The 19,925-nt window shown below is 61.1% G+C and carries 20 protein-coding genes, 1 pseudogene and 1 riboswitch; of the genes and pseudogenes, 3 read left to right on the forward strand and 18 right to left on the reverse strand.

The window, feature by feature from the left end:
* Window positions 1–148: 148 nt before the first annotated feature.
* The 7 genes from ASD99_RS16800 to ASD99_RS16830 all read right to left on the reverse strand — a co-directional run bounded on the left by ASD99_RS16800 (window position 149) and on the right by ASD99_RS16830 (window position 6,131).
* Complete coding sequence (locus ASD99_RS16800; protein WP_057144318.1) at window positions 149–1,171, reverse strand: ABC transporter substrate-binding protein; 1,023 nt, start codon at window positions 1,169–1,171, stop codon at window positions 149–151.
* Entirely contained in the window at window positions 1,164–1,931 is a 768-nt protein-coding gene (locus ASD99_RS16805; protein WP_056590220.1) for an ABC transporter ATP-binding protein, read from the reverse strand. Before ASD99_RS16805 ends, ASD99_RS16800 begins: the two co-directional genes overlap by 8 nt.
* Window positions 1,928–2,680, reverse strand: coding sequence for an ABC transporter permease (locus ASD99_RS16810; RefSeq protein WP_082583314.1), 753 nt, complete (start codon window positions 2,678–2,680; stop codon window positions 1,928–1,930). Before ASD99_RS16810 ends, ASD99_RS16805 begins: the two co-directional genes overlap by 4 nt.
* Window positions 2,681–2,784: 104 nt before the next feature.
* Window positions 2,785–3,393, reverse strand: a complete 609-nt coding sequence (locus ASD99_RS16815) for a YkoF family thiamine/hydroxymethylpyrimidine-binding protein (RefSeq protein WP_057144320.1) — start codon at window positions 3,391–3,393, stop codon at window positions 2,785–2,787.
* A riboswitch (TPP riboswitch) is annotated at window positions 3,384–3,497 on the reverse strand. (Overlaps the previous gene by 10 nt.)
* 167 nt (window positions 3,498–3,664) lie before the next feature.
* Entirely contained in the window at window positions 3,665–4,039 is a 375-nt protein-coding gene (locus ASD99_RS33385) for a LysR substrate-binding domain-containing protein (protein ID WP_082525565.1), read from the reverse strand.
* Window positions 3,964–4,482 (reverse strand): peptide-methionine (S)-S-oxide reductase MsrA, encoded by a 519-nt coding sequence (gene msrA / locus ASD99_RS16825; protein ID WP_056590207.1) that lies wholly within the window; start codon window positions 4,480–4,482, stop codon window positions 3,964–3,966. The genes ASD99_RS33385 and msrA overlap by 76 nt, the downstream gene beginning before the upstream one ends.
* An 80-nt stretch (window positions 4,483–4,562) precedes the next feature.
* Window positions 4,563–6,131, reverse strand: a complete 1,569-nt coding sequence (locus ASD99_RS16830) for a glycosyltransferase family 39 protein (protein WP_057144321.1) — start codon at window positions 6,129–6,131, stop codon at window positions 4,563–4,565.
* 282 nt (window positions 6,132–6,413) lie between these two features.
* Between ASD99_RS16830 and ASD99_RS16835 the strand changes: the two genes are divergently transcribed.
* Window positions 6,414–7,121 carry a hypothetical protein gene (locus tag ASD99_RS16835; RefSeq protein ID WP_057144322.1) on the forward strand — a complete coding sequence of 236 codons (708 nt, stop codon included), beginning with the start codon at window positions 6,414–6,416 and terminating at the stop codon, window positions 7,119–7,121.
* Window positions 7,122–7,379: 258 nt separating this feature from the next.
* On the opposite strand, the gene ASD99_RS16840 is transcribed toward ASD99_RS16835, so the two are convergent.
* From ASD99_RS16840 to ASD99_RS16855, 4 genes are all read right to left on the reverse strand, one after another.
* Complete coding sequence (locus ASD99_RS16840) at window positions 7,380–7,703, reverse strand: hypothetical protein (protein ID WP_056592249.1); 324 nt, start codon at window positions 7,701–7,703, stop codon at window positions 7,380–7,382.
* A gap of 169 nt (window positions 7,704–7,872) precedes the next feature.
* A complete protein-coding gene (locus ASD99_RS16845) occupies window positions 7,873–8,112 on the reverse strand; it encodes a hypothetical protein (RefSeq protein WP_057144323.1) in 240 nt (79 codons plus the stop codon).
* 105 nt (window positions 8,113–8,217) lie between these two features.
* The gene (locus ASD99_RS16850) at window positions 8,218–8,442 is read right to left on the reverse strand and encodes a hypothetical protein (RefSeq protein WP_057144324.1); all 225 of its coding nucleotides are present in this window, start codon (window positions 8,440–8,442) and stop codon (window positions 8,218–8,220) included.
* Window positions 8,442–9,167, reverse strand: coding sequence for a glycoside hydrolase family 108 protein (locus tag ASD99_RS16855; protein WP_057144325.1), 726 nt, complete (start codon window positions 9,165–9,167; stop codon window positions 8,442–8,444). Before ASD99_RS16855 ends, ASD99_RS16850 begins: the two co-directional genes overlap by 1 nt.
* Before the next feature lie 42 nt (window positions 9,168–9,209).
* Here ASD99_RS16855 and ASD99_RS35155 point away from each other — a divergent pair, with 42 nt between their 5' ends.
* A complete protein-coding gene (locus tag ASD99_RS35155) occupies window positions 9,210–9,344 on the forward strand; it encodes a hypothetical protein (RefSeq protein WP_274533701.1) in 135 nt (44 codons plus the stop codon).
* A 304-nt stretch (window positions 9,345–9,648) separates the two neighbouring features.
* Window positions 9,649–9,808, forward strand: a pseudogene (locus ASD99_RS33390) (IS256 family transposase); the annotation flags it as partial.
* 513 nt (window positions 9,809–10,321) lie between these two features.
* Here the strand turns inward: ASD99_RS33390 and ASD99_RS16865 are convergent.
* The 7 genes from ASD99_RS16865 to ASD99_RS16895 form a co-directional block, all read right to left on the reverse strand.
* Window positions 10,322–11,578, reverse strand: a complete 1,257-nt coding sequence (locus ASD99_RS16865) for a hypothetical protein (RefSeq protein WP_057144327.1) — start codon at window positions 11,576–11,578, stop codon at window positions 10,322–10,324.
* 23 nt (window positions 11,579–11,601) lie between these two features.
* Entirely contained in the window at window positions 11,602–14,277 is a 2,676-nt protein-coding gene (locus ASD99_RS16870) for a right-handed parallel beta-helix repeat-containing protein (RefSeq protein WP_057144328.1), read from the reverse strand.
* A gap of 286 nt (window positions 14,278–14,563) precedes the next feature.
* A complete protein-coding gene (locus ASD99_RS16875) occupies window positions 14,564–15,256 on the reverse strand; it encodes a T6SS immunity protein Tdi1 domain-containing protein (protein WP_156389004.1) in 693 nt (230 codons plus the stop codon).
* Between the two features lie 457 nt (window positions 15,257–15,713).
* Window positions 15,714–16,193: a hypothetical protein gene (locus ASD99_RS16880; RefSeq protein ID WP_056592110.1), complete on the reverse strand. Its 480-nt coding sequence runs from the start codon at window positions 16,191–16,193 to the stop codon at window positions 15,714–15,716.
* Window positions 16,190–18,577, reverse strand: a complete 2,388-nt coding sequence (locus tag ASD99_RS34305; RefSeq protein ID WP_200951005.1) for an HNH endonuclease signature motif containing protein — start codon at window positions 18,575–18,577, stop codon at window positions 16,190–16,192. Before ASD99_RS34305 ends, ASD99_RS16880 begins: the two co-directional genes overlap by 4 nt.
* Window positions 18,578–18,591: 14 nt before the next feature.
* Window positions 18,592–19,116 (reverse strand): hypothetical protein, encoded by a 525-nt coding sequence (locus ASD99_RS16890; protein WP_057144329.1) that lies wholly within the window; start codon window positions 19,114–19,116, stop codon window positions 18,592–18,594.
* A gap of 3 nt (window positions 19,117–19,119) precedes the next feature.
* The gene (locus ASD99_RS16895) at window positions 19,120–19,785 is read right to left on the reverse strand and encodes a hypothetical protein (RefSeq protein WP_057144330.1); all 666 of its coding nucleotides are present in this window, start codon (window positions 19,783–19,785) and stop codon (window positions 19,120–19,122) included.
* Window positions 19,786–19,925 lie beyond the last annotated feature (140 nt).

Consider the following 19,925-nt stretch of genomic DNA (forward strand, 5'->3'; position numbering starts at 1 on the left):
GCCGCCGCTCGAGCCGCCGACATTGGCACCGGCGCTGGCGTTGAGCCGGGATCTGCTGATCTGTGCGTCTAACGTGGATCTGTCGCGCCTCGTGAACCTCTTTGACCGGCTAGCCATTTCCTCGAAGCTGGAGAAGCCGATTGGCTCCCTACCCCAGAGTTGAATTGCTGAAATACTTTGCGAAATCAGGGCGTTGCGCCAGAACTTTGCCGTCGGCATCACGCAAAATGCCGGAAGCGAAGAGATAGTCGCCGATCGCTTCCATCTTGGCCGGATCCATCGTCCCGATGACGCCGCTTTGGCTGCGTAGATAATGGCCGTCGATCAATGCCTTCAGCGAAGCGTGGATCAGCGCCGGATTGGTCAGCGCATCCTTGTTGGCCGCGATCAGCAGAGCTGCCGCCTCATCGGGATTGTCGACGGCGAACTGGTAGCCGCGCCGCGTCGCCTGAACGAAGTCCGCCGCAGGCTTGGGATTTGCCTGGAGATAGGCTTCGCTCGAAGAGATGAGTGTCGTGTGCTCGTCAGGCACGCCGTAATCGGCATAGACGAAACTGCGTTGTTTGACGCCCTTGAGTTCGGCTTCGACACCCTCCCAGGTCGCGACTTCGAGCGTGAAATCGACCGAACCATTGGCCAGTGCCTCATAGGCTGAAGTGCCGAGCGTCACCGTCTCGAAACGGCCCTTGCCACCATCATGGCGGATGATGGTCGATATCAGTGCGTTTTCCCAGGCACTGCCGAAGCCGCCATAGATCAAGCCGTCAAGGCTTCTCGGGCTTTTGATCTTTTTGCGTGCCGCATTGAAGACCACGCGACCGGTTTCGGATTGCACCACCGCATAGACGCCCTTCAGGTCCGCCCCGGCGGCATTCTGGGTGAACAGGCTGATGGTGCCGTTGATGCCGAAATCGGCGACGCGGTTTGCGACCAGCGTGCCCGCACCGGTATCGCTGTAAGGCAGGATGTCGACCTCGAGCCCGGCCTCGCGATAAAAGCCCTTGTCGCGAGCGACGAACAGTCCGATGTGGTTGGTGTTGACCGTCCAGTCGAGGGCGACGGTGACCCTTTGTGCAGCCGATTGTGCTTGGGCTCGCCCCGATCCGGCAACAAGCGGAACGCCTGCGGCAAGGGTCAGCAACAAGGCCTGCCGGCGCGTAAAGTCAGTCATGGTCGTGTCCTTTGGATGGGTTGGGGTTGAGGATGATGTCGAGGATTTCGGCCTCGAGCGCACTTGCCTGCCGCGCGGCATCGCCGCCAAGGCTGCGCGGGCGCGGCAACGGCACCTTGATTTCACGGACGATGCGGGCCGGGCGCGCCGACAGCACATAGATGCGGTCGGACAGGAACACGGCTTCGCGTACATCATGAGTGATCAGCAGCGCCGTCCAGCGGTGGTGCCGCCACATCTGTTCGAGCCAGCGCTGCATGGCGGTGCGGGTCAGTGCATCGAGCGCACCGAACGGCTCGTCGAGCAGCAGCATGTCACGCTCCTGCACCACCGTGCGCAAAAGCGCCGCGCGCTGGCGCATGCCGCCGGACAGCTGCGCGGGAAAATGCCGCTCGAAGCCGGCAAGCCCGAACTCGGCAAACAGCGGCGCGACGCGCGCCCGCGCCGCCTTGCGCCTGATGCCTTGCACTTCGAGCCCGAGCGTCGTGTTGTCGAGGATGCGCCGCCAAGGCATCAGCGCATCACGCTGCGGCATGAAGGCGAAATGCCTGCCGTGGTCATCGAGCGGCGCGCCGTCGAACAACATCTCGCCCTCGCCATGCTCGGCGCCGGTCAGAAGCTGGAACAGCGTCGACTTGCCGGCGCCCGAGGGCCCGAGGATCGAGACGAATTCACCTACGCCGACGCTGAGCGAAATGTCGGCGAGCACGTCGAGTCCGCCGAACGCCTTGCGCACATGCCGCAGCTCGAGCCTGCTCATCGCCGCGACCCCATGCCTACGGGTTCCTTGCCGGCGCGCTCCCAGGGCATGGCCAGACGCTGCAGCAGCACAGTCGACCCGAACAGGACAAGTGTCAGCGCGGCGCTGACACCGACGGCGGCCAGCACCAAATCGGGGCGGAAATTGTTCTTGGCGTTGAGCATGTAGATGCCCAGCCCCTTCGCGGCCCCGGCATATTCGGCGAAGATGGCGCCGACCACCGCATAGGTGATGGAGATCCTCAGGCCAGCAAAGAAGTAAGGCAGCGCCGAAGGCAGCCGCGCCAGCATGAAGATGCGCCAGCGCCCTGCTCCCATGGCGCGCAGCATTTGCCCGATCTCGGCCTCGGTCGTCTCATAGCCCTCGACCAATGCCACCAGCATCGGAAAGAAGGTGACCAGTGCCACCAGAATGATCTTGGGCGCCAGTCCGAAACCGAACCACAGCACCACCAACGGCGCAATCGCTACCAGCGGCAAGGTCTGGCTGACGATGAAGACGGGAAACAGCGCACGCCGCAGCGGTTGGAAGAAGTCGACCAGCATCGACAGCGCAAAGGCGGCGCTGAGCGAACAGGCAAAGCCAAATAGCGTGGCGCGGATGGTCGGGATGGCGTTGTCGACCAGCGCCTCGCGATTGAGCATCGCTTGCTCGAAGACACGCGACGGCGCCGGCAATATCGTCGGCTTGATGCCGGAATAGGTGGCATAAAGCTCCCACGCCAGCAGCAGCAAACCGACCGAGATCATGGCCGGCACTGCCTTGGCAAGAAGGCTCGCGATCGGGCGCGAAGCGACTGATGATGAGGCCACGGGAGATAACCTTTGACGGCCGCGCGGGAGCGGCGGCAGCTTCAGACAGCCGACGGGCTGTTGGCCGAGACCGTGACGTCGAGGGTTACGTGGCCGGCGCCTGGTCCGAAGCGGCAGAAAGCCTCGTCCAGCGCCGAAAAGACCGCACCGGCATCACCGCGCAATTTCGTGCAGAAATGCTTGGAACGCTCATAGACGCCGGACTGCTTGAGAAAGTCGATGCAGCCGTAGATCTCGTCCATGTGGTCATCGGTCCCCATCACATAGAGCGAGAACTGCGCCGCAGCCGGCTGGCCGGTGGCAGCAGCATTGCGCACCGCCGCGATGGCCGCATCCTTGCGCGGGCCGAGTGGCCCGACAGGCCCACCAAGTGCATCGGAGCGGCAGATCGGATCATCCGGCTCGCCCGGGCAGCCGCGCGAGATGGTGGCCGACAACACGCAATGCTTGCCACTGCGTGCCGCCGCCACGAAGAGATCGCGCATGGCTGGAAACAGCACTTCGGGCGGCCCGACCAGCAAGGTCGAGATGTCATCAGTCTCGATCCTGAGCTTGTCACGGTAGGGATCGAGCGCGCCGAGCGCACCAAGGATGACGCCGACGAAATCGTCGGCCATGGGATATAGGGAAATCTGTGCGCCTGAAAACATCGCCCGCCTCGCTCCGCTGGTATTACCCAGATCAGCTTCTAGGGTCTGTGGGCTTGCCGCCCCCGTCTCAGCCCCGACCGTACGGAGCACCCCTGTGGATGCGGGGTTTAAAGCACCATTCGAGCTGAAGTGAAAGCCGTTTTTTTTCAGCGCGCTGCGCCAAAAGCATTGCGCCAGGCGTGGTGCCGCCTGAGTGGAACTTTATCGGGAACCTTCGCTGCCGCGACCGGGCCTCCCCACAGTCGCGAAGCGATCACCTTCGTACACGCCGTCAATCGCCTGACCGTGTTTGGCCGGCATCCGCATGCCGCAGGAAGTCGAAGAAGGCGTGCACGGCCGGCGACGTATGACGCTGCTTCTGGTAGCAGAGGAACCAGCCGGGAAAAGTCGCGCACCGCTCATCCAGTAGCGGGACCAGTTTGCCGGCATCGATCAGCGGACGCACCAACTCTTCCGCCCAGAAGGCAATGCCGACGCCCTGCACCGCGGCCGCAATCGCCATGCCGCGGCTGGAGACGACCAGCGGACCATCGACCGCGACCGAAAACCATTGGCCATCCCTGGCGAGCCTTACGAAACCGCCTTTTCGCGAACCGGCAGTTTCCAGCCCGGCCTGACGAAGTGGCAGGTGTAGCCGTTGGGGTATTTCTCCAGATAGTCCTGATGCTCAGGCTCGGCTTCCCAGAATGGACCGGCCGGCGCGACTTCGGTCACGACCTTGCCCGGCCACAGACCCGAGGCATCGACATCGGCGATGGTGTCTTCGGCGACACGCTTCTGTTCGTCGCTGGTGTAATAGATCGCCGAGCGATAGCTCATCCCGACATCGTTGCCCTGACGGTTGCGGGTCGTCGGATCATGGATCTGAAAAAAGCGCTCCAGCAGCGTGCGATAGCTTATGATGGCCGGATCGAAACTGATCTCGATGGCTTCGGCATGGCTGCCATGGTTGCGATAGGTGGCGTTGGCCACGTCGCCGCCGCTGTAGCCGACACGGGTGGAGATGACGCCGGGATAGCGCCGTATCAAATCCTGCATCCCCCAGAAGCAGCCGCCGGCAAGGACTGCGCGTTCGGTCGAAGTCGCCATATCACGTCTCCTCAAAAGCAAGTTGGTCTCCATAAATGGGCATTGTCACCTGCTTCGTCCAGCGGACCGGCGGATCTGCTTCAGTTGCCCGGCCGGACGAGGCCGTCGATCGCAGCCGGCAACTGCCGCGCGCCGGGCGGAATGGCGGCGAAGCTGATCGCCACCGGCGGCGCCTTCAGTGACCAGTCGAAAAGAACGGTTTTGACCGGGATGTCGCCCACCCACGCCTGCAGATAAGATGGCACATCGCGCCCAGGCCAGACCAGCAATATGCCATGCTCGCGCAGCCGCTCCTTGGTGATCCACGGGGCGTACTGCATGTTCAGGTCGGTGAAGATCGACGGCTTGTCATAGGCATTGAGGCCCGCCAACGGCGCAATAAGGGCATGGCCGCCAACGATGTCGAGCCGATCGGGCGTCGCAGCGTGCCAGACGGCCTCTGCCTCATCCGAGATCTTTTGCGCCGGCCAGCAGACGGGGTCCATGCGCCCGCGCAGATTGCATTTCGTCCAGCGGATGCCCGCATAGGCACCGGATATGCCGACAATGCAGATGAGCGCGCAGATCGCCAACTTTCGCATCTCGACGGCGCCGAGGCGATGGCCCAGGAAGGCGAGCGCCACAACGCCAGCAAGATTGTACATCGGCGCGCCCCAGGCCTCGCCGGCGCCGGTGAACAGGGACGCCACCATGACGAGGATCGCCGGGCCAACCCCCATCCACAAGAGATAGACCAGCGTGCCGCGCCCGACGGGCTTTTGCGGCGCGGGCGAGCGCCGCAGCAGCCCTGATATCGCCAGCACCAGAAGAAAGCCGCAGAGCCCGGCCATCTGGACGCCGATATAATAAAAGCGGGAGCGATGGGCCACCACCCACTGATCGCGCCAGGCGGCATAGGTCAGCGGCAGGAAATCGACGCGGCAGAGTTCGACGGCCAGTGGCGCAGCGACAGCGCCGAAAACCGCGAGCCCGAGCCATGGCCAGGGCGTGGCGAGCCGACTGCGTGCGCGTGTGTCTGACAACAGCCAAATCGCGCCGAAGAGCAACAGCAGCCCGGTTGAAAACTTGGCGTAGAGCCCGACGCCCGACACCAGCCCGAGCAGCAGCCACCAGACCGGCCCGCCACCACGGCCCGCACGCCACAACAGCCAGCAGATAGCGGCCCAGAAGGGCATCTGCGCATAATCATGATTGAACTGTGGGGTCGGCCAGCCGAAGAAATAGAGAGAAGGCATCAAAAGCACGGCGGCCAGCGCGCGGATTCTTCCGAACATGTCGCGGGCCAGCAGGTAGACGAAGATGAAAGTCGCCGAGACGACGAGCTGGGCGAGCAGATATTGCGGCCAGCGGAACGATCCGGTCAGAAGATGGCTGGTCTCGAGCAGCCAGCCGGGAAGTTGTGGATGCTTGTAGGTCAACAGCACCCATTCGCGTCCCCACATGAAGCTTTCGACGACATCGTTGGGCGGTGCGAGGTTGACAAGCGCCGGCGCCACGGTCCAGCACAGGATCTGCGCCAGGCATAAAAGGGCCAGAACAGCTTCCGGATAACGGGTCAGATCCAACCAGATCGACGACTGGCGCCAGTCGTCTGGTACAGAGCTGCCGACCGGCAGCCAGCCGTTCACGGGTTCATCGATTCGCGTCATGCGGTGGATAAATCACATCGGACGGTTTTTCGAACAGCCCGGAACTCAAAGCTTACGAAAATGTATACTTGAGAGACCATTTCAAAACCAAGATTGAGGCAGAATTTCACCTCACTATGCTGCTTCTCCCCTCACATGCAAGCAAAACAACAATGGAAAACGCCCTTCTGCGGCACCTCGAACATGCCGGGCAGAGCGCATTAGCCGTGATCGCGACAGGCGTCGTTTACACCTGACCAGGTCCCCGGCCACTCCCCCACCAACAAGCATCCAGGATTCAAAATGCGCCACCACCATGCCGTCATCCATTACCATGCGCTCGACTTCTGGATGGCACGTGCAGCCGTTCTGGTCATCATCTGCCTGCAGCTTCTGGTCATCAACAACCTCTCATTCGGGCCGCGCTGGCTGGCGCCGGCACTGGAGGCCGCCCTGCTGCTGCCCTTGTCGGTGGCCACGGCCTGGACACAGGCCGCCACCCGAAAGGCGGTGGAGGATCACGAATGGTACGCGATCGGCCAGTTTCGCATCATGATCCGCAGAACCGCCTTGACCATGACCGCCACCATCAGCGTCATGAATTGCGGTTCGCTGGTCTTGCTGGTGCGCGCCTTGCTGGAGGGCCATGCCGGCAATAGCGGCACGACGCTGCTGATCGACGCCCTCAACATCTGGGTCACCAACGTCATCGTCTTTGCCCTGTGGTTCTGGAGCACCGATCGCGGCGGGCCGCCGACCTGCGGTCTCGTCAAGCTTGCGCAGGCCGATTTCCTGTTTGCGCAGATGACGCTGAACGACCGTGAGCTTCGCAATTGGCTTCCCGGCTTCGTCGACTATTTCTTCCTCGCCTTCACCAATGCGACAGCCTTCTCGCCCACCGATACCTTGCCCCTCTCCCAGCGTGCCAAGCTGCTGATGATCGCCGAGGCCATGATCTCGCTGCTGACCATCGCGCTGGTCGCGGCACGCGCGGTCAACATCCTGGCCTAGAGCAATTCCAGGAAAAGTGTGAAGCGGTTTTCCCGGGAAAGCGCATAGCGCGCGCTGGAGACGGCGGAGAGCGTACTGTCTCGCCATTTTCAGCTGCCCACATTTTTCGACCAGCCCACGCCGTAGGCGAAGCGGCCATCAAGCCGGTCTCGAAACGCAAAATGGCCCGCCCCGGCGAACCGGAGCGGGCTATGACGAAAGTGTCTCTGGAATTCTGTCAACCGGTCGCCAGCAAACAACACCAACCGACGCCAGCAGCTACTCCTCTGGCACCGACTTGAACCGCCTCACGACAAACTCGAACAACACGTCCGAAATCCACATGGCGCAGACGCCAATCAGGAAGGCCGCTGCCAGCGTAGTGGTGTCGTCGGCGGGATCCGGCATAGGCAGGCCGGTGATCCTGGCGTAGGACACCGCCGGCAGCGTCAAATAGGCCGCGGCAAGCGCGCCGCAGATCGGCGAGGCCACCATTTCGCGCAGCTTGTAGCGATGCCGTGACAGCGCCCGCAGAACGCCGCCGGCAAGGCCCGCCGCCACGACCGGCCCCTTGATGCCAAGCAGGTCGAAAAAATCGTGCATCACGGCCTCCATCCACAGAGCTTCTGGCCTTTTTCGTTGTGAGCCAGGATCGCCGCCACCGACGCGCCGGAAAGGGTCGCTACCTCAGCCTGTGTCGGCCGGATGGGATGCCCGATCGCACAGAACGACCCGCCGACGGTGCTGCAGCCGGCCAGCGTAAGCGAGAGCGTTATGATTTTGACCATCTGCCCAGCCTCCCCCGGTTGTCGTCCAGCGTCCGGCCGGCGACGGCGTCGTCGATCTTCTGGGCTTCGGTCGCGGCAGCAGCATCTTTCACAGCCTGCTTGTTCCGCTCTCGCTTCGCGCCTCGCAGATTGCCCCACCCTGCCGCGACGACGGTGGCGACGGCACCAAGAGCCGCGAGGGCTATCCCTGTATGCTCGAGCAGAAAGACGATGAGCGCGGTCATAGATGCCTCACTATGATGCAAACGGACACACCAATCGAAAAGCCGATGCAGTATGGCTTGATCACTTCAAGCCAAGCGACGACGAGTTGTTGGAGACCTTCCATCTTACTTCTCCTCTGCCGGTGGCGGCGGCGCGACCATGCCCGCCGGCCCGTCGCGAATGGCGTTGATGATGATCTTGGCCAGCGCAATGGCGCCGCTGATCTGAAGCGCGGTGCGGTCGCTCACCCCGAACATCGTCCAGTCGAAGCCGGCCAGGGCGCCACCGCAAATGATCGCGATCAGCGTGTTGAGGAGATTGTGCAGCGCGTTGGTGTTGAACCATGTCATCAGAAGGCGCTCCCGAAAAAACCGATGACGTGGTGCCAGAAGGCCGCGAGCGCTCCGGCCATGAGGACGAGGATTCCGGTCACGGCCGCCGTCTTGCCGCCGGATGACGCCGCCGGCGGCACGGGCTTGACCGCCGGCGCCCCACCAGCGGGCGTTTCGACCTTGGGCGGCGCCGGGACAGGCGCCGGGGCCGCCACCGGTTCCGCCGGTCGTTGCGCCGACATCAGCAAGGCCTGAACCCGCACCGACCTGACGCGATCGGACCAGCCGCGCCCGAACGTTACCCATGTCGGCAGCCGTTTGAGAAACGCCAGCCGCGCATCGCAAAGCGCATCGATGATGACACCGGCCGGCTTTGCCTTGACCGCGGCAAGGGTCGCCGGCCCGATCCGGCCGTCCTGGGCAACGCCGACGGCCGCCTGCAGGTATTTCGCCGCCCGGCCAGACCCGCTGTTAACCGCGAAATCGAACACGGCATAGTCGACACCATCGGGCAGCTCGGCGCCGAGCACCGCGTCCCAGTAGAAACGGCGGTAGATCGCGGCCACCTGCGGATCGCGGATCCCGCGCAGGTCCGCCTTTGTCGCGTCGGCCTTCACATAGCGACGGAAATTGGCAAGCGTCACTCCCTTCATGGTGGCGCCGCCGGGATCGGCCGGATTGTCCGACCACCCGCCTTCCGATTTGAGGACGAGCACAAGCGCCCGCGCGAAGTTGCGGTCCATGGTGATGGTTCCTTTCAGATTGGTTTTTGCTAGGCTGGGAGGATGGAAACGATGGTTCAATTTGCTCACGACATGTTCCGGCCAGGACTGGGGATGGACTGGCGGATCATGGCGTTGATTGGCGCAGCCATACTGGTGGGCATGGCCGTGGTGTTCTGGTCAGGACGCAAATCCTGAGGAGAGAGGGGAAGATGACAGACATCGTCGAAGGTGCAGAGCAGTGCTTATGCCGTGATCAAGTCAAGTCCAAAGCCGGTGAAGGCGGCGCGAGAACTGGGGGAGCCGTGAATTCGCGTCACACACATTGCCAGCGGCTGGACGAGTGAGTTTACTTGTAAGGAACCGAGATGATCTTAGAAGCCATCCGGAGCGCTCGCGATCTTGGCTTTGAAATTCTTACCATCGGCAAAAGAACGGTAACAGTCCGGAACATCATCTTGTCTTTGAACGGCGTCTCCCGCCGCATGCGATATGTGATGGCCGGGGCCACATCCCCAGCGATGACGCGGCGACCAAGCTGCTCTATGATCTTGAACCGGTCCGAAAAAGAGTGGAAAATGCCGCCACGGGAGTGGTCCATGGCCAAGGCCCAGTTTGCCGTCATCTTCGGCGAGCGCTTCATCAAAGCCATGGCGACATAATGTTCAACCGCCCGCCCGCACAGGGAATTCCTGACAGTCCCATCCATGAGGGAGAATTTTCGCCTCAATGGGATCAGCTTGCCCGTTCTTAAGACCGTCGCCGTAGGCCCGTCCGACGGCTCCATCAGCTTCGGTATCAGTTGAAATTTCTGGTCGTCCAGCGTATTGTGTCGAGACAACGAAGCTGAACGCCTCACAGTACCTATGCTCTCAATACCGACAATCGTTTCAGACCTTCCGTTCAAGCCAAACGTCTTGATCATGGATATCGAAGGCGCCGAAACGAGCATCCGGTGAACCATTTTGGGTTATTTGAAAAGCTCATCATCGAGTTCCACCCCAAATTGACCGGCTCTGCCGAAGCGCTGGAGTTGGAGCGGAACATAACCAGGCGTGGATTTACAGAGTTTGGCCGAGCCGGAGGAACAATCGCGTTTATAAAAGCGCAGTGATGAAACCCCGGTCGTGGTCAAGGCCGACGTGGTGTGGACGAATGGCCATCTCTGACGGGGATCATCCGCGAGATCGCACTTGCAGAGTGGCTAAACCGGCCATCACCTGAATTATGAAAAACACGATGACGATCGGTCGGATCAGCGCAAGAATGTTCTCAGGGCTGTTCCTGTGGGCGTACACCCCAATCGTGGCCGCCACCAGAAGTAACAGAAAAAACACCATACCCCTGCTACGAACTATCAAGTTGTTCAGAAACAGGATGCTGGCACCATAAACTCCTCCTCCGATCAAGACACCAAAGAGCCCACCGGTCGCCCAGCAGTGCGCCCATAAATTGGAGGCTAGCCCATACGTCGCCTGGGAAAACACCTGCTGCTGCAAAAGCTCATTGAAGCCGCTGCTTCCAAATCCGAAATAGGACGGCACCAGCAGAAACTGCGCCAAGCAATCCCGCATCGTACTCCAAAGCGGATATGAAATATTCAAGGCGACGACTTTTTCAAGCAGCTCATGTGTGCCGAAAGCCTCCCAACCGGCCTGCAAAGACATTGCGTCTGTCGACGCGAGAATATCGCTGAAGGACTGGTCGGACCTCAGAGACACGTAGAAAGGTTTGGCATAGAAAATGACGGCTAGCACTGCTCCGGCTGCGGTTACCGATTTTCCGGAAAACAGCGTCCTAATAGCTGGCCGGGCCCACATGAGAGCGATACCTAGAGAGATTAGAGTGATGACCGGGGTAGTGCGATCTGCGCCGATAATGATCAACGCGAGCAGGCATGAGAAGACAGCTCTGGCCCAAGGCACCTGAAAATACCACCCGACGAGGAAACCGAGAGCTATTGCCCATTTCCAGAGAAGCCAGTCGGCGCCGATGTAGGAGCTGATCTCCGTGCGAGCATCGAGCAGCCATAAGAAATTGCCGGATTTGTACGCCAAAGAGCTGTAGCAAAGAATGATAAGCCCGAGCGCCGCCAACAGAAACCGGTTCAAATAGACTGGATGCGGTATTGCTCGGATCGTCGGCTGCTTCTGCGCATAGCCGCTTGTGTCGGCGGCGAGAAGAGAAAGCGCAAAGCCGAGCCATGCCACAGCCATCACCAGCGTGGCCGCGTCGGAGGTCGGGGCGTAGTATGCCGACATCTTGCCGGACAAAACCGGCCGAGTGATGCCGAGTAATGCCGGAATGCTATAGGCGCAAAGACCAACGAAGCCGATCCAGATCGCCGAAACTGTGGGGAATCTGGTCAGCAAAAGTATTGTCGTCGCAATAACCGTTGCCCACAGCAAAAAGAACATGGCTTCTGATAACATCAGGGCTATCGAGTCACAATTTGCTAGGGCTCGAAATCCCCTGACCAGCCGATCGCCGAAGTGACAACCCACAATCCCGACGCATAGGCCTCCAAGATCACGCGCTCACCGGGATGGAGGATGAGGTATTTTCCTGCACCTCCGCCCTTGATCGTGTCCATGCCGTTGGGATCGAGATTCATCACATGGGTCGAGTGCACGCCGGCGAAGCCGATCCGCAAGCCCGGCACGGCCGGTGGCAGCATGTGCGTCCGCGCCGCGCCAGCGCCATTGTTGTGGCAAAGGGCGCGATTATGCAGGCCGAACAGCGTTGTGTTGGCGCTCAGGTTGATCGGCACACTCGATGTCCCCTGCAGGCCGGGATTGTTGCCGCCAATAAACCGGGTCACGATGCCGGCCGTGATGGAGCTGCCGGTGCCATCGCCAACCCATTCCGACATGTCGAGACCATCGACCAGCATTTCGTCTATCACGCCACCGGTGGTCACCCGAAAGGCAATACCAACGGAAGTCGAGTTCTTCAGGGCGATGTCCCTGAGACTGACTTTGCGCAGCCGTTGGCCCGCAGAAAGGTTGAACCGGATGCCATGCGACTGGGTGTTGCCCCTGATGCCCGTAAGGCTAAGGCTCGCCGGTGTCACTACGTTCGCGACGACAATGGCGTCGGTCGCGCAGTTCATTAGCGTGCCTGGGCCGATCGCAAGCGGCGTCTGGTATGGAGCGGCGATTGCGGCTGTCGCGCCGGACGTACCGCCCGTGATCGTCTCGCCAGCCGAGAAGATGCCGGCTGAATCGCGCACATAGATGCGCCGGGTCGCGCTGCTTGCCGTTTTGGCAATCGCAGAGATGCCGCCAGTGATTGTTTCAGCGGCCTGGAACGTCCCGCTTACCGGCAAGACCCGCAGCACGTTGGCAAAGAAGTCGACCAAGGTGCCCGTCGCGCCGGATGAACCGCCTGTCACCGTCTCGCCGAGTTCATAGTCGACAGTTGAACCGGTGACGACGATCTCAACATGTTGGAACCGCAGGGTTCCGGTCGAGCCAGAGGCGCCGCCGCTGACAGTCTCGCCAGTCGCAAACGATCCAACTTGCGAGCTGAGGGCGAACTGGTATTCGCCGTTGGGCTCTAACTGCAAGGCGGTGTTGTAGCGGTCGATGTACCAATTATCGAGCCGGCCCGATTGAATCTGAACACCGAAGACGTTGCCGGCCGAACTGCCCGAGAGCCGGTTGCCGACCGCTTTGATATTCGAAATAACGATCTCACTGTTGGCGTCAGTCGCGGCTACGCCAACCAGACAGTCATTCGCCACCACGTTGGTGATAACCCCTCGTGGATCTCGCGCGCCAGTCATTTCCACCCAGACACCGGCCGAAGGGCTGTCCAGGTGGCCATCCGCGATAACACCGTCCACTAGGATATCTGTCGTGTTGAGGTTTCCGGAATAGGTCAGCACGACACCGTCGCGTTTGCATTTCGCCGACCGGATGTTGCGCACGATCGACTTACGGACACCCGCAACATAGACCGTATCGCCAAACTCGCCGCCGGTTGGCGTGATGATGTTGTAGCCGTCAATGTCCTCGATTGTTGGGCTGTCGACACAGAGCGCCATAACACCCGCGAGCCCAAGATTGCGAACCTTGATGCCACGAATGGTCGGCCGCTTCCTGCGCGCGCCTGTCGAAAGACCGGCGCGGATTCCTATGGAAGCCTGGTACCCGGCATGTGATCCACCATCGATCGTCAAGTCCCCGTCGACTTGGACGTCATCGGCAGCGATATCGATCACGGGATAGTGGCCAGTGACGGTGCCGACTGGCGCGCGCAGGATCAGAGCCGAGCCACCCAGGCATTCGACGCGCTTCTTCGCTGTAGAGATAAGGTGGTTGCCGTCGGTCTGGTAGGAGCCGTCAATCAGAACATGCGGATAGCTCCCCGAGAGCAGTGCACCGATAGCGGCCGTGGCGTTCGCACCTCCACCTCGCGCGCCGAGCATGGATGCCCTCACGGGGATTGACGCCAGCGTATACCCCGCCAGCGTCACGCCATCGCTCAGGGTGATCACCAGATCCCCGGCCGCGGTGCTGTTCTTGCGGTAAACGGCGCCGCTGCCTGCAACCTGATAGCTGTCGTAGAACGCGGTGCGGATGTATGTCGGGGCGATTGGCGGGGAAAACGCCTGGGCGGCCGCGAGCGTCGCGAATTGCGGATCGATCACCGTTGTCATCGCCTCGGCCGCGACATTGGCAGCGGCCTGGGCCTGGTCGATGATGTCCTGCGTGGCGTCCCGAATATCCCCGACGATATCGTCGGACTGATAGAAGCTGAGGACGATGTCGCTGGTTCCAACGACAGGGTTCAGCGTCTGGAAGGCGAAGACGAAATCAGCCGAAACCTCGCCCTCCTGGACATGCACCGTCGTTCCCTTCTGCATGGTGCGCCCCGCTCGCGCGTCGGCGGCGCGGTACCAGTAGCCTTCCGACGCCGTATAGATGCCGTTGAGCCTGGCATCCGCCTGATCCTTGACCAGCACCCGGTCGCCGGTCGTGGTCTGGACGCCATCGACCATCTTGAGGCCCTGGATCCAGGCAACGCCGTCGATGACGATCGTCTCCAGGTTCGCGGTCGTCGCCAGGCGCACAGGTTCGCGCTCGCCGGTCAACAGGCGAACGGCGGCGGTTGCGGGTCGGGCCATAAGGCTTGCTCCATGAAAAAAGCCCCACGAAGGCGAGGCTTGAGGACTTCAGATCGAATAGGTAGCGTTTGTGTCGACTGCCGCCGGTAACCCGACGAGAATCAGCTGTCAGGGCTTGCGTCGCCCCCAGAAAATCAGATGCAGCCCCATCGAGGGGTAACGCCGTCATTCCAGCGCTTGGTTGCTCACGGCAACAGAGAGCTTAGAAAACTTGTCGGAACCAACGCTTCCGGAAGTACCGAAGCCTAACCAGTGCTCATGAAATGTCCCTCAGGCCACCTGTGATCTATCTTGTGAATAATTCCCTCAATTTCTGCAGGATCGATTTCGGAGGCGATGACGGGGCCTTGCCGGGTTCGGGCGTTTTACCGATGTTCAGCGGAGTCCCCGGAGGCAGCCCCTTAAGCTTGGCTATGACTTGGCCCATAATGTGCCAATAGACCTCCAGGTCCGACAACTCCTGGTTTGAAACATCGTCCTCCCCACCGAGGAAAAGCGGCTTCTTATAGCTGATGCATTGGTCGTAGGCGGGTTGCGCCCCGCCTGCCGCCAGCCAGTCCTCCACGTAAATGTTGGCATCCAGCGCCGCGTCCGGATCTTCCACGGCCAGAACGTCATGGAAGGTCTCGATATTGGCGGGTATTTCAAGTGCTTGTCCCGTGCCGGGCTGAAACAGCAGCACGCCAGGCTGCCCGTGCTCAAGCCTCTGGCTGTCAACCGCAAATGCGGATCCTTGCCAATCGTAGCCAAAGCACGTGATCCGTCCGTCGGATTCCGGAAAACCCAAAGTTACCCTGGCATTCCAGCGTACCAAGTCCTGTGCGCGGATGATCCGATACAGGCCTTTCCTGAACGAGGCGCCCCCGAAGCTGGCCAGCAATTCATTCAAGCCTCGAATTTCTGTGTCGACCGCCCCCTCGCCGCCAAATGCCGACACTCTGCTTTCAATCGGAAAATTCTGCCGGAATGTCTCGAACACTATCTGCCTCCAGTGGTGACTTTAATTATCACGGTTCCAATGGGTAGATTTTTGATTAGATCATAAATTTTCTTACCCGTACTTCTATCAAAACTCGAATCCAATGTCACAAATTTGAACAACTGGTCAAGTCTCCTATTTGCAGACATTGGTGGCGTATTCGATGAGTCTTTGGCAGATGGCCGACAGGCTGGGCTTTTCTTTCAGTGAAGCTGTGGCCCAGACATTCGCCCACCGTCCATCGGAAAAAATTCGTCGGCATATCTCGAACACAAGCAGTCTCCAACTGTCACTTTGTTGACCGTCCCATAGAGCAGATTCTCGATTCGGTTCTTTTCTGAGGCTTCAAAGCTGAGACTAACGCTGCGATCCAACGCGGCGAGCCGAGACTATGCACCACGATGTTGAGTATTACGGGTTGGTCGTTAACCGTAGGCGCTTGCTGTTGCGAAACACTTCATTTTCGAAGTAACGGGAGAACATTTTTCCGGAGGAAATTGAGGCGGCCACCCAACCTTTCAGCATATTCAGGAGTGGCCGGCACGTTGACTGGAATAATGTCCTCAACCGACTTTCCTTCCCGCGCGGCTTCGACCCATTCTTCCATGGCGCCAATATAGCCGTCCAGTGCCACATAGGGCGTCTTGGCGTAGTGACAGCTAATATAAGCCGAAGGTAAGTCGCCAACGATGACCCATGTCCATGACGGCACATTCGGCTCGGCGGGTATAAACTCGAACAGAAATACATATATGACACCGTCAAGACGGTATCCTAGGTATTCACCTTTGATAGCTGATATCCAGCTGTGAGATTCAAGATATGCACGAGCCCGACGACGGTCACGCTTGAATTCTACGCTAGCACGCGAATTTTCGAGCGGCAGAGGCTTTACTTTGCTCAGATCGGGATCGGCGTCATCCAGATTTGTTTTCATGGCTCCAATTTCCCTTTACTTTTGCTCCAGCCGCCCCACATCTTAAAGTGGCCTTGTTCTTTGTGATGCTTGATGTGGTCGGCTTTACTGAGGGGCTCGATGTTCCATCCGTCATGTGTCCCGCCTGCAGACCGTGGTTTCTTGTGATGAGCTTGCATGGGCCGACCTGTATCGGAATCCATGGGCCACTCCAGATTATATTCTACCTCCCAGTTTCTGCGAAGGCGCCTGGTGCTGATCCCCAGCCAACCTGGCAGCGCATCATGAATTATGGTCGACCATTCCTTCAGGAACTGATTGCCAGCGGCCCACAGCGCGCCCGAAGCTACGCTGCTGACTACCGGTTCATCACGGCCCGAGGCTTCCACCACACCGTAAGCGGCGCCCTCAGCACCCATCAGACCTGCACGTGCGAAAAGGCCCGACAAACCTTCCATGGCGGCTGTGCCGAACCTGCCACTGAAGGTGATGCCGCCCTCTCCAAGGCCGCGGCCACTGAGATACGCGCCTAGCACCTCCGCAGCAGTCCCCGCGGAGCCAGCCCGATCTCTCGCATCCTGTGTCCCGGCACGCTCAGCAGCGAGTTCGTCCTCGTAGCTGCTGCCCGAGATCAGCGAATTCATGGTGGCTGCGAATTTGTCGGCGTATCCGAATGTCGCTCCGTCCGCCATCAACCGAACTGTGTCATTGAGCGCTACAAGCGGCTTCAGCCCCGCAGGCAGAGCGTCGAATGCTGCCAGATTTCGGCTGACACGTTCCTCGGCCGATACAGGAACTGCGTTGCTCGCGATGCTCCGCGCAATCCGAGACTGGTTCTCGTTACTTAGTTGCAGCGCCATAGCTGCCAGAACACCCGGATCGGACGTGCCCGCGAACAAATCCCGCAGCACTGCATCCCGCTCGCGTTGCGGCACGCTCTCGTCGTTCAGGGTGTCGACGAGGTCCTCGACGACAGACGGCGGCAGCGGCTGGACCTGCTTGATTCCAAGCTGCAACTGCACCGAGACAGAGCGGGCGATCGCCTTCTGATAGGCAGCCGGATCGTAGCTGTCCTCGCTCGATACGGCGTTCCAGTACGCGTCAGCTGTCGGGTCGATTTTGCGGGCAAAATCGGCGGGAGCGGCGGAACGAGCCTGCAAGACCTGCCTGGCGGCGGTCGCCGTTATCTCAAATTGCGCCTGATCCTGCTCCGGAGTGGCACTGCCTGGCTTGGGCCTGGCCGCGAGCACTCTCGCGTCGATGGCATCTTTCGGCATCCTGACCATGTCGAATGCCTGGTGACCGACCTGGAACGTTCGTTCGAGATCCAGAGATTGTTTGCCACCCTCCTCGACGCCATAGACTGCGGCAAGCTCTCCATCGTCCGGCCTTTTTCCGGAGTAGTTGCCGGTATACATGAGGGTGTCCGGTGCATTCTGGTGCGCGAGTTGGACATTGGTGCGGGCATCAAAGAGTTGCGCCGTCATGGCGACTTGGGTCTTCTGGCCAAGGTCATGAAGGTCTTCCGGCGACAGCTCGGCAATCCAAGGAGCAGCCGCCCAAGTTGCCCTGCTGTCGGGCTGTTCAGCACTCCCGCGGAGCGACAGTGCATCGGTCACCGGCCCGTCTACCGGGACATCGGCGTTCTCGGCGATTTTGGAACGATCCACGGCATTGGCCGCTCTGCTCGCCGGAGTGACTGCTGCCGCACCCAGCATCTCGGCAGCGCGCTTCGGGTCCTGGGCGATCATCGCCTGAACCAGCGCCTTGGCCGTGTTGGTGCGCCAGGCGACTTCCGCCGCTTGCCGGGCGAGCGGGTTGCCGATCTTGGCGATCAGGTCAAACCCGCTCTGCCGGATCGCCTCGAAGTTTGCAGTGTCGTTCGGGTCGCTTTTTGCGATTGAACTGGTGGAGATGTTGTCGACCTTGGTCCACTCGGCCAACTCATAGTCGTCGCGCTGCGCCTTCTGCCGCTGCGCCATCCGCCGCGCGCCAACCGCGCGCAATGTCTCCTTCTGCCTGGCGAAGTTGGTGCGCTGGCTCTCGGGCATTTCAGGCAAGGCAGCGTCGAACAGCGTGTCGAACAGGCCTGTCTTGACCACCCGGCCGTTGCGGGGGTCGACCTGGCCATACATCGTCTCATGCAGGCCGGCACCATCGGCCGGCGCGTTCGCCGCCACCTCGTCTTCCGCTTGCGCGATCCGGCTGGCGAACCGGCGGCGCGCCAGCTCGGCGTCGAACGCCTCCTGCTGGTCTTTCATCTGCTGGTAGCGCTCGGCGACGGCAGAAAGCTGGTCGCCCAGCCCTTGGATGGCGCCGCCGACTGGCGATCCCTGAGGATATTGCGGCGCGTTGCCGGTATCGAGCCGGCGCTGGGCAATGGAGAGGGGGATGATGCTAACCATTGGCTGTTCCCTGCTCACGAAGTCCTGAGGGCTGAACCGCCGAAGAACACCGACCGCTTCGGCACCGTGCCGGCAATGGTGCTTGAGGCTGCCGCCTTGGTCGGGTCGTAGATTTTGGAAAGCCCACCAACGAGCGCGCTGCCGGCCTTGAAGATCGACGCCGTTACCGCCTGCTTCCCGGAAAAGCGCGAGATCGCGGCCTGCGTGTTTAGGCTGTTCTGGCGCAGCTGCGAGCCGTACAACATCGCGCCGAGGTCGAGCTGGCCCTGCCTGGCGTTGGCCGCCAGCACCTCGGTCGGCGAGCCTGCTATGCCGACGCCGGACGCGCCAGCCTGGGCGCGCGCCTGCGACAGCAGGAGATCCTGCTTGTGGCGCTCCTGGCTCTGGTCGAAGGCTGCCGACTGGGCGTCGGCCCGCGCCTGCTGCTCATAGGCCTTGGCCTGGTAGTCGGCCATCTGCTTCGACTGCTGGCCTTCGACCAGCGCGCCGCCGACCGACAGAGCGGTCCCTGCCAGTCCAAGAAGAGCTAGTGTGCACATGGTTCAGCCTCGTTCGCCAAAGGAGGTGACTGCGGGGATGAATTTGCTTTTGACGCTGTCGACGGGCGCGCCGAGCGCCGGGCGCGGATCGAGCGCGCCACCGGGGCTGAGGAAGGACAGCAGCAGCCTGTCGGCCTGCAGCGCCGGCCGGCTGAGGCGGGCGGGTGCGGCAGCCCGCGGCCCGGCCATGGCGGCGCGGCGCGTGGTGGTCAGATTGGCTTTCAGCTCGGTGACGCCGGCGGCGTCGAACAGGCCGTTGGCGGTGGCAATAGTGCGGGCGAGCGCGTCGGCCTCGAACAGTTCTTGGCGCAATTGCTCGACCAGCCGCTGGACGCTGCGCCAGCGCTCGCCGAGCGTTGCTGCCCTGGCCTTGATCTCGTCGCCAAGGGCGGCGATGTCGGCCCTGGCTTCGCTCAGCGCCACCTCCGCACGGCGCTTGCCGGCGGCGTAGATGGTCTTTTCCAGAAGGGCGATGTGGTCGTTGCAGTCGTCGAGGACGGCACGCGCGGCGGCCAGGTCGCCGTCGCCGAAGACCGCGCGGTCCTCGGCCTCCGCCAGCTCGGCTCTGCAGCGAAGCGCGTCGTTGAGGTCGATGTCGAGCAAGGCGATGACGGCAGCGAATTCGGCAGCCGTCCGCGCCCTGCCGAGTTGCTCGGCATGGTTGGTCATTGGGGAGTCCTTTTGGATGGATTGTTATCTCCCCCTTCAAGGGGCAGGGGAATCGCATATGGCGATTTTGAGCTTGAAGTTGGTTTGAGAACGGATTCTTTGGGAAGGCAGTCCACCGAAGGAGTGACTGCCATTTCCAG

The organism is Mesorhizobium sp. Root695 (assembly GCF_001428185.1).
GTDB lineage: Bacteria > Pseudomonadota > Alphaproteobacteria > Rhizobiales > Rhizobiaceae > Mesorhizobium.